The 2,544-nt window shown below is 69.3% G+C and carries 2 protein-coding genes; both read right to left on the bottom strand.

All coding sequences use genetic code 11. The annotated features are described in order from the left end of the window. Positions 1-193 precede the first annotated feature (193 nt). Positions 194-1,834: a chaperonin GroEL gene (groL, locus tag AC5LSR_RS20235; protein WP_250292525.1), complete on the bottom strand. Its 1,641-nt coding sequence runs from the start codon at positions 1,832-1,834 to the stop codon at positions 194-196. Positions 1,835-2,188: 354 nt separating this feature from the next. Continuing rightward, positions 2,189-2,494, bottom strand: coding sequence for a co-chaperone GroES (gene groES / locus AC5LSR_RS20230; protein ID WP_013875067.1), 306 nt, complete (start codon positions 2,492-2,494; stop codon positions 2,189-2,191). Between the last annotated feature and the right edge of the window lie 50 nt (positions 2,495-2,544).

Raw genomic sequence — 2,544 nt, 5'->3', positions numbered from 1 at the left:
GGGCCGTCCCCGGGCCGTCCCCGGGCCGTCCGCGGCGTTCCCGTACGCCGGCTCGTCCCGCCCCGCGGGCCCTTTACCGGTAACTCCTTACCGGTAAAGGGCCCGCGTATCGATCAGAGCCCGTACCGCGCGGGCCGCTCGAGCTGTGCGCCCGGTGGATGCGGCCTACGGCCGTGGGCGGGCTGTGAACGGGTCAGAACGCCGGCCCGTGCGAGTGCGCGTGCCCGCCGTGGCTGTGGCCGGCGGCCTCCGTCTGGGGCTTGGCCGGCTTCTCCGTGATCAGGCTCTCGGTCGTGATGAGCAGCGCGGCGATCGACGCGGCGTTCACCACGGCCGACCGGGTCACCTTCACCGGGTCGACCACGCCGTCCGCGATCAGGTTGGTGAACTCGCCGCGGGCGGCGTTGAAACCGCTGCCGACCGGCTGCTCCCTGACCTTGGAAACGATCACTGCCCCTTCGTGACCGGCGTTGCGGGCGATCCAGTTCAGCGGGGCATCGAGCGCGTCCCGCACGATGCGCACCCCGGCCAGCTCGTCCCCGGTGCGGCCCAGGCCGTCGTCGAGTACCGCGGACGCGTGCAGCAGAGCCGACCCGCCACCGGCGACGATGCCCTCCTCCACCGCGGCGCGGGTGGCCGAGACAGCGTCCTCCAGACGGTGCTTCTTCTCCTTGAGCTCGACCTCGGTGGCCGCGCCGACCCTGATCACCGCGACCCCGCCGGCGAGCTTGGCGACCCGCTCCTGGAGCTTCTCGCGGTCCCAGTCCGAGTCGGTGGCCTCAATCTCGCCGCGGAGCTGGCGGACCCGGTCGGCGACGCTGGTCTCGTCCCCGGAGCCGTCGATGATGGTCGTGCTGTCCTTGTCGACGACGATCCGGCGGGCCCGGCCGAGGTCGTCCAGGCCGACGGAGTCGACCTTCAGGCCGACCTCGGGCGCGACGACCTGCCCGCCGGTGAGCACGGCGATGTCCTGCAGGATCGCCTTGCGCCGGTCGCCGAAGCCGGGAGCCTTCACCGCGACGACCTGGAAGGTCTTGCGGATGGCGTTGACGACCAGCGTCGAGAGCGCCTCGCCCTCGACGTCCTCGGCGATGATCAGCAGTGGCTTGTGGGCCTCCACCACCTTCTCGAGCAGCGGGAGGATGTCGCTCAGCGCGCTGATCTTGCCGGGGTGCAGCAGCACGTAGGCGTCCTCAAGGACGGCCTCCATGCGGTCGGCGTCGCTGACGAAGTACGGGGAGATGTAGCCCTTGTCGAACTGCAGCCCCTCGGTGAGCTCGAGCTCCAGGCCCAGGGTCTGGCTCTCCTCGACGGTGATCACACCGTCCTTGCCGATCCGGTCGATCGCCTCGGCGATCAGCTCGCCGACCTTCGTGTCCTGCGCCGAGATGGCCGCGACATGGGCGATGACCTCTTTCGAGTCGACCTCGATGGCCTGCTCCAGCAGCGCCTTCGAGACGGCCTCGGCGGCGGCCTCGATACCGGCCTTGAGCGACAGCGGCGGCACCCCGGCCACCACCTGGCGCAGACCGTGGCGGACCAGCGCCTGCGCGAGGACGGTGGCGGTGGTGGTGCCGTCGCCGGCGACGTCGTTGGTCTTGGTAGCGACTTCCTTGGCGAGCTGCGCCCCCAGGTTCTCGTTGGGGCTGGTCAGCTCGACCTCGCGCGCGATCGTCACCCCGTCATTGGTGATCGTCGGCGCGCCGTAGGACTTGTCGATGACGACATTGCGGCCGCGCGGGCCGATCGTCACCTTCACAGCGTCCGCGAGGGCGTTCACGCCATGCTCAAGGGCATGGCGGGCGTCCTCGCTGAACAACAGGATCTTGGGCATTTAGGTGGTCCTCCCGAACCGGCTCAGGGCGTGCCCTGGAATCCCTTCGGGCCCCCGGGCACGCGCGGAAAGCCGTGATCGTGCACCCTGGTGGCCCTGGGCCGTGTCCGGTGGATCGTCAGATCGCGCGAACCGGCGCCTGGACGACGGCCGTCCGCATCGACCGATGCCCACCGGGCATGGCCCGATGGCAAGCGGGCGTGTTTCGCCGATCCGGACGAACAGCCGCATACGGACACATGCGGACCGGATGCGTGTGGACGAATACGGACGAGCACAGTCGAGCACAGCCGCATATCGTCCGAATACCGTCCGGGCTGGCGAAACACGCCCTTGAGGATCCTTGCCGGATACCTACTTCTCGATGATCGCCAGAACGTCGCGAGCGGAGAGAACCAGGTACTCCTCGCCGGCGTACTTGACCTCGGTGCCGCCATACTTGCTGTACAGCACGACATCGCCGACCTTGACGTCGAGCGGGACCCTCTTGCCGTCCTCGAAACGGCCCGGGCCCACCGCGAGGACGGTGCCCTCCTGCGGCTTCTCCTTGGCCGTGTCCGGGATCACGATGCCCGACGCGGTGGTCTGCTCGGCGTCGGACGGCTGTACGACAATGCGATCTTCGAGCGGCTTGATCGCAACCTTGGTGGCGGTCGTCACGATCGACCTCCCCCTTCCTGCGCTGGATGAGAGAGCGACCCTGGCGGCCT

It is taken from the genome of Protofrankia sp. CiP1_Cm_nod4, from assembly GCF_982290645.1.
The sequence above is the reverse complement of the archived record's forward strand: the minus strand, read 5'-3'. Positions and strand labels throughout refer to the sequence as shown.

What these genes read in the sequence shown, in the direction of transcription:
- groL (WP_250292525.1), bottom strand. Translation starts at nt 1,834, where the DNA reads ATGCCCAAGATCCTGTTGTTCAGCGAGGACGCCCGCCATGCCCTTGAG.